The 7,123-nt window shown below is 73.2% G+C and carries 4 protein-coding genes and 1 pseudogene; all 5 read right to left on the bottom strand.

Annotated elements, in window-relative coordinates:
- Positions 1-20: 20 nt before the first annotated feature.
- The gene (gene carB / locus HMPREF3099_RS07325; RefSeq protein ID WP_070705380.1) at positions 21-3,356 is read right to left on the bottom strand and encodes a carbamoyl-phosphate synthase large subunit; all 3,336 of its coding nucleotides are present in this window, start codon (positions 3,354-3,356) and stop codon (positions 21-23) included.
- A complete protein-coding gene (gene carA / locus HMPREF3099_RS07320; RefSeq protein WP_070705379.1) occupies positions 3,356-4,609 on the bottom strand; it encodes a glutamine-hydrolyzing carbamoyl-phosphate synthase small subunit in 1,254 nt (417 codons plus the stop codon). The genes carB and carA overlap by 1 nt, the downstream gene beginning before the upstream one ends.
- The gene (locus HMPREF3099_RS07315) at positions 4,606-5,952 is read right to left on the bottom strand and encodes a dihydroorotase (protein WP_070705378.1); all 1,347 of its coding nucleotides are present in this window, start codon (positions 5,950-5,952) and stop codon (positions 4,606-4,608) included. Before HMPREF3099_RS07315 ends, carA begins: the two co-directional genes overlap by 4 nt.
- Positions 5,949-6,899, bottom strand: a complete 951-nt coding sequence (locus tag HMPREF3099_RS07310; protein WP_070705377.1) for an aspartate carbamoyltransferase catalytic subunit — start codon at positions 6,897-6,899, stop codon at positions 5,949-5,951. Before HMPREF3099_RS07310 ends, HMPREF3099_RS07315 begins: the two co-directional genes overlap by 4 nt.
- Positions 6,896-7,123: pseudogene (locus tag HMPREF3099_RS07305) on the bottom strand (bifunctional pyr operon transcriptional regulator/uracil phosphoribosyltransferase PyrR); the annotation flags it as partial. The gene HMPREF3099_RS07310 and the pseudogene HMPREF3099_RS07305, both read right to left, overlap by 4 nt.

Raw genomic sequence — 7,123 nt, 5'->3', positions numbered from 1 at the left:
CCCGGCGGGCGCGCCCGCGCTCACGCCCCGCTCCCGACCGGCCCGCGCCCCACCAGGTCCAGCGCGACGGCGTGCGCCTGCAACGGCTTCACGCCGAAGTCCGCGGTCTGCAGCGACTCGATGGCCTGCACCGCGGCGCCCAGCTGCTGCACCGTGGTGATGATCGGCACACCCGCCGAGGCCGTGGCGGCCCGGATCTCGTAGCCGTCGGCCCGGGCGTCGCGGCCCGACGGGGTGTTGACCACCATCGCCACCTCACCGGAGGTGATCTGGTCCACGACGGTGGGCTCGCCGTCGGGCCCCCGGCCCTCGCTGCGCTTGCGCACCACCTGGGCCTCCACCCCGTTGCGGCGCAGCACCTCCACGGTGCCGGCGGTGCCCACGAGCGTGAACCCGAGGTCCGCCAGCCGCTTGACCGGGAAGATCATGCCGCGCTTGTCGCGGTTGGCCACCGAGACGAACACGGTGCCGCTCGTCGGCAGCGGGGTGGTCTTGCCCATCTCCGCCTTGGCGAAGGCCGCGCCGAAGCTCGTGTCGACGCCCATCGCCTCGCCGGTGGAGCGCATCTCCGGGCCGAGAAGGCTGTCCACCACCTGGCCCTCGCGGGTGCGGAAGCGCTTGAAGGGCAGCACCGCGGCCTTCACCGACACCGGGGAGTCCACCGGGAGCGATCCGCCGTCCAGGTGCTCCGGCAGCAGGCCCTGCTCGGTGAGCGAGGCGATGCTCTCCCCCATCATGATGCGGGAGGCGGCGCGGGCCAGCGGCACGCCGGTGGCCTTGGAGACGAACGGCACCGTGCGGCTGGCGCGCGGGTTGGCCTCGAGGACGTACAGCACGCCCTGGGCGAGGGCGAACTGCACGTTGAGCAGGCCCCGCACCCCGATGCCCTCCGCCAGGGCCCGCGTGGCCTCGCGCACCCGGTCGAGCTCCTCGGTGCCCAGGGTCACCGGCGGGATGACGCAGGCCGAGTCGCCGGAGTGGATACCGGCCTCCTCGATGTGCTCCATGACGCCGCCGAGGTACATGTCGGTGCCGTCGTAGAGCGCGTCCACGTCGATCTCGACGGCCTCGTCGAGGAAGCGGTCCACGAGGATCGGCTTGTCCGGGGTCACCAGCGCGGCGCGCTGCACGTAGTCGGTCAGCGACTCGTCGTCGTACACGATCTCCATGCCACGGCCGCCGAGCACGTAGCTCGGGCGCACCAGCACCGGGTAGCCGATCTCGCGGGAGATCTCCACGGCCTCCTCGGCGGAGAAGGCGGTACCGAAGCGCGGGGCGGCCAGGCCGGCCTCGGCCAGCACGCGACCGAAGTGCCCGCGGTCCTCGGCCCGGTCGATGGCCTCCGGGGAGGTGCCCACGATGGGCAGGCCGGCGTCGGCCAGCTCCTGGGCCAGGCCGAGCGGCGTCTGCCCCCCGAGCTGCACGATGACGCCCGCCACGGGACCGGCGGTGAGCTCGGCGTGGTAGACCTCCAGCACGTCCTCGAGGGTCAGCGGCTCGAAGTAGAGCCGGCTCGAGGTGTCGTAGTCGGTGGAGACGGTCTCCGGGTTGCAGTTGACCATCACCGTGTCGTAGCCGGCCTCGCGCAGGGCGAAGCTGGCGTGCACGCACGAGTAGTCGAACTCCACGCCCTGCCCGATGCGGTTGGGCCCGGAGCCGAGGATGAGCACGGCCGGGTTCTCGCGCGGGGCCACCTCGGTCTCGGCGTCGTAGCTCGAGTAGTGGTACGGCGTCCGGGCGTCGAACTCCGCCGCGCAGGTGTCCACCGTCTTGTAGACCGGGCGGATGCCCAGCGCGTGGCGCACCCCGCGCAGCACCGCCTCGTCCATGCCCAGCAGGGCGGCCAGCTGGGCGTCGCTGAACCCGTGGCGCTTGGCGTGGGCCAGCACCTCCGGGCGCAGGCGGCCGTTGCGGGCCACGTCGGCGGCGATGGCATCGGCGGCGTCGTTGAGCAGCGCCACCTGGTCGAGGAACCACGGGTCGATGCCGGTGACCTCGTGCAGCGTCTCCACGCTCGCCCCGCCCCACAGGGCGCGCTGCACCTGGCGCAGGCGCCCGTCGGTGGGGGTGCCCACGGTCGTCAGCAGCTGCTCGAGCTCCTCGGCGTCCGGGCGGTCCTCGGGAGTCCAGTCGAAGGACGAGCCCTTGGCCTCGGTGGAGCGCAGCGCCTTCTGCAGGGCCTCGGTGAAGTTGCGGCCGATCGCCATCGCCTCGCCCACGGACTTCATCGTCGTGGTGAGCTCGGGGTCGGCGGCCGGGAACTTCTCGAAGGCGAAGCGGGGCACCTTGACCACCACGTAGTCCAGGGTGGGCTCGAAGGACGCCGGCGTGGAACCGGTGATGTCGTTGGGCACCTCGTCGAGCGTGTACCCGATGGCCATCTTGGCCGCGATCTTGGCGATCGGGAAGCCGGTGGCCTTGGACGCCAGCGCCGAGGAGCGGCTCACGCGCGGGTTCATCTCGATGACGATGACGCGCCCGTCCTCGGGGTTCACCGCGAACTGGATGTTGCAGCCGCCGGTGTCCACGCCCACCTCGCGGATGACGGCGATGGCCACGTCGCGCAACTTCTGGTACTCGCGGTCGGTGAGGGTCAGGGCCGGCGCCACGGTGATCGAGTCACCGGTGTGCACGCCCATCGGGTCGAGGTTCTCGATGGAGCACACGACCACCACGTTGTCCGCGCGGTCGCGCATCACCTCGAGCTCGTACTCCTTCCACCCGAGGATCGACTCCTCGATGAGCACCTCGGTGGTCGGCGAGTCGCGCAGGCCGGCCTCGCCCATGCGGCGCAGCTCGGCCTCGTCGTGGGCGAAGCCGGAGCCCAGACCGCCCATGGTGAACGAGGGGCGCAGCACCAGCGGGTAGCCCATCTCGTCGGCGGCGGCCATGATCTCGTCCATCGTGTGGCAGATCACCGAGCGGGCCACGTCGGCGCCGCAGCGCTCCACCACGCCCTTGAACAGCTGGCGGTCCTCGCCCAGCTGGATGGCCTCCACGTTGGCACCGATGAGGGGGCAGTCGTACTTCTCCAGCACGCCCGCTTCGTGCAGGGCGATGGCGCAGTTCAGGGCCGTCTGCCCGCCGAGGGTGGCCAGCACGGCGTCGGGGCGCTCGGCGGCGATGATGCGCTCCACCACCTCGGGGGTGATGGGCTCCACGTAGGTGGCGTCGGCGAACTCCGGGTCGGTCATGATCGTGGCCGGGTTGGAGTTGATGAGGACCACGCGCAGGCCCTCCTCCTTGAGCACGCGGCAGGCCTGCGTGCCGGAGTAGTCGAACTCGCACGCCTGGCCGATGACGATCGGGCCGGAGCCGATGACCAGGACGGACCGGATGTCGGGATTGCGGGGCATCAGCGCACCTCTCCTGCGGGGGTGGACGGGGCGGCCGCGGCGCCGAGCCGCGCGGTCTGCGCGCTGCGATCGGCGGGGCGGCGGGTGGTCATGAGCTCCACGAAGCGGTCGAACAGGTACTCGCTGTCGTGGGGGCCGGCGGCGGCCTCGGGGTGGTACTGCACGGAGAAGGCAGGGCGGTCGAGCATCTCCAGCCCCTCCACCACCTGGTCGTTGAGCCCCACGTGGGAGACCCACACCCGGCCCCAGTCCTCGCGGTGCGGCACGGTGACCGCGGCGTCCAGCGGGGCGTCCACGGCGAACCCGTGGTTCTGGGCGGTGATCTCCACCTTGCCGGTGGTGCGGTCCATCACCGGCTGGTTGATGCCGCGGTGGCCGAAGTCCAGCTTGTAGGTGCCGAAGCCCAGGGCCCGGCCGAGCAGCTGGTTGCCGAAGCAGATGCCGAAGAAGGGCACCTCGGCCTCCAGGACGCCGCGCAGCAGCTCCACGGCGGTGTCGGCGGTGGCCGGGTCGCCCGGCCCGTTGGAGAAGAACACCCCGTCGGGGCCGGACTGCGCGGTGACGCCCGGCACGGCGAGCACGTCCGAGAGCGTGGAGCTGGCCGGCAGCACGTGCACCTCGATGCCGCGGGCGGCCAGCAGCCGCGGGGTGTTGCTCTTGATGCCGAGGTCCACGGCGGCCACGGTGAACCGGTGCTCCCCCACGGCCGGCACCACCACGGGGGTGGGCGTGGAGACGGTGCTGGCCAGCTCGCGGCCGGCCATCGCCGGGGCGGAGCACACCTCGGCCACGAGGTCCTGGACCGGGCGGCCGGCGGCCTCCCCGGTGAACACGCCGGCCCGCATCGCGCCGCGGGTGCGCAGGTGGCGGGTCAGGGCGCGGGTGTCGACCCCGGCCAGACCGACCACGCCCTGGCGCTCGAGCTCGTCCTCCAGGGTGCGCTGGCTGCGCCAGTTGCTCGGGCGCAGGGCCGGGTCGCGCACCACGAGGCCCTCCACGAAGATACGGCGGGACTCGTCGTCCTCGTCGTTCCAGCCGGTGTTGCCCACGTGCGGCGCCGTGAGGGCCACGATCTGCCCGGCGAAGCTCGGGTCGGTGAGGGTCTCCTGGTAGCCGGTCATGCCGGTGGTGAAGACGATCTCGCCCAGCGTGGTACCGCGGGTGCCCCAGGCGTGGCCGGCGAAGGTCTCGCCGTCCTCCAGGACGAGCAGGCCGGGTTCGGGGGTGAAACGGTCCGTGGGTGCGGCGCTCATGCGCGGTCCTCCTGGGTGTGGGCGGGCAGGTCGGGCAGCAGGGAGTGGGTGGGGCGACCGGCGCGCAGGGTGGCCTGCACCACGCCGTGCAGCTGGCGGCCGTGCCACGGGTTGTTCCGGGAGCGGGACAGCGACGCGTCGCGGTCCACGGTCCACACGGCCGAGGGGTCGAACAGCGTGAGGTGCGCCGGGGCGCCCACGACGAGCCCCTGGCCCTGCCGGCGCTCCCCCTCCAGCTCGTCCAGCCGCGCGATGCGGGCCGGCGCACTGGACATCACGCGGGCCACGTCGGCCCAGTCCAGCAGGCCGCTGCGCACCATCACCTCGTGCACCACCGGCAGGGCGGTCTCCAGGCCGAGCATGCCGAAGGCGGCGTCGACGAAGGCGTGCTCCTTGTCGTGCGTGGCGTGCGGGGCGTGGTCAGTGGCCACGGCGTCGATGGTCCCGTCGGCCAGGGCCTCGCGCAGCGCCTGCACGTGCTCGTCGGGGCGCAGCGGAGGGTTCACCTTGAAGACCGGGTCGAAGCCGGTGAGCAGGTCGGTGGTCAGCGCCAGGTGGTGGGGGGTCACCTCGGCGGTCATGCGGATGCCCTGGGACTTGGCCCAGCGGACCACCTCCACCCCGCCGGCCGTCGTCACGTGGGCGACGTGCACGCGGCCGCCGGTGTGCTTGGCCAGCATCGCGTCACGGGCGATGACGGTCTCCTCGGCCACCTGCGGCCAGCCGGGCAGCCCGAGGCGCCCGGAGACCTCACCCTCGTGGCAGCAGGCCGTGCCGTCGGCCAGGCGCGGGTCCTGGCTGTGCTGGCTGATGACGCCGTCCACCCCGCGCAGGTACTCCAGCGCGCGGCGCATCAGGCGCGCGTCGTGCACGCACTTGCCGTCGTCGCTGAAGACACGGACGCGGGCCACGGAGCGGGCCATGAGCCCCAGCTCGGCGAGCTCCTCGCCGGCGAGCCGCTTGCTCACGGCGCCCACCGGGTGCACGTCCACCAGCCCGGCACGGCGGCCCAGGTCGGCCACGTGCTCGGCCTTCTCGGCGGTGTCGGTGACGGGGTTGGTGTTGGCCATGGCCAGCACGGCCGTGAACCCGCCGGCGGCCGCGGCGCGCGAGCCGGTCTCCACCGTCTCGGCGTCCTCGCGACCGGGCTCGCGCAGGTGCACGTGCAGGTCAACCAGCCCGGGCAGCGCCACCAGGCCGGAGGCGTCCACGCGCTGGGTCCCAGCGGGCGCCTGCTCGGCGGCGCCGGCCCCCGCGGCGGCGAGCACGCCGTCCACCAGCAGGAGGTCGCCGACGCCCGCGCCGGCCAGGTCCGCGCCCTGGATGAGTCGAGCGGTGGTCATGCGTTCTCTCCGTCCGTTCCGTTGAGCAGGTGGTCGAGCACCGCCATGCGCACGGCCACGCCGGCGCTCACCTGGTCGAGCACGCGGGAGCGCGCGTCGTCGGCGGCCTCGGGGCTGATCTCCAGGCCGCGGTTGAGCGGGCCGGGGTGGCAGATCACCGCGTGGGCCGGCAGGGCGGCCAGGCGGTCGCGGGTGAGGCCGTTGACCACCGTGTACTCGCGCGGCGTGGGGAAGAACCCGCCGGCCATGCGCTCGGACTGCACGCGCAACATCATCACCGCGTCCACCGTGGGCAGCACCGCGTCGATGTCGTGGCTCACGGTGAATCCCTCGGCCTGCGCCCGGGCGTGGATGCCGCTGGGCAGCAGGGTGGGCGGCGAGACGACGGTGACGCGCGCCCCCAGGGTGCGGAGCGTGGCAAGGTTGGAGCGCGCCACGCGGGAGTGGGTGATGTCGCCGACGATCGCCACGTGGCGGCCCTCCAGGTCACCCAGCGCACGGCGCAGGGTGAACGCGTCCAGGAGCGCCTGTGTGGGGTGCTGGTGGGTGCCGTCACCGGCGTTCACCACCGCGGTGCGACGGCCGCGCTCGTCGAGCCAGCCGGCGATCTGCGCCGGCGCCCCTGAGGCCGGGTGGCGCACCACGAGGGCGTCCACCCCCATCGCGGCGATGGTGCTCACGGTGTCGCGCAGCGACTCCCCCTTGCTCACCGAGGAGCCCTTGGCCGCGATGTTGATCGTGTCGGCGCCCAGCCACTTGCCGGCGATCTCGAAGGACGAGCGGGTGCGGGTGGAGTCCTCGAAGAACAGGTTGATGACGGTGCGACCGCGCAGGTCGTCCCGCTTCTTGACCGGGGCGGACTGCAGGGCCATGTGGCCCTCGGCCGCGTCGAGCAGCGCGGTGGTCTGCTCCAGGGTCAGGTCGTCGGTGCTCAGCAGGTGCTTCATCGGGCCTCCCTGGCCAGACGGATGATCTCGACGGCATCGAGGCCGTCCGGGTCGGCCAGGCGGACCTGGACGCGTTCGTCGGCCGCGCTGGGCAGGTTCTTGCCCACGTGGTCGGCACGGATGGGCAGCTCGCGGTGGCCCCGGTCCACCAGCACGGCCAGCCGGATGGCGCGGGGGCGCCCGGCGGCGGAGACGGCGTCCATGGCGGCGCGGACGGTGCGGCC

The organism is Kytococcus sp. HMSC28H12, from assembly GCF_001816045.1.
GTDB classification, from domain to species: domain Bacteria; phylum Actinomycetota; class Actinomycetes; order Actinomycetales; family Dermatophilaceae; genus Kytococcus; species Kytococcus schroeteri.
Note: the sequence above shows the minus strand (reverse complement) of the source record. Positions and strands in the feature narration are given on the sequence as shown.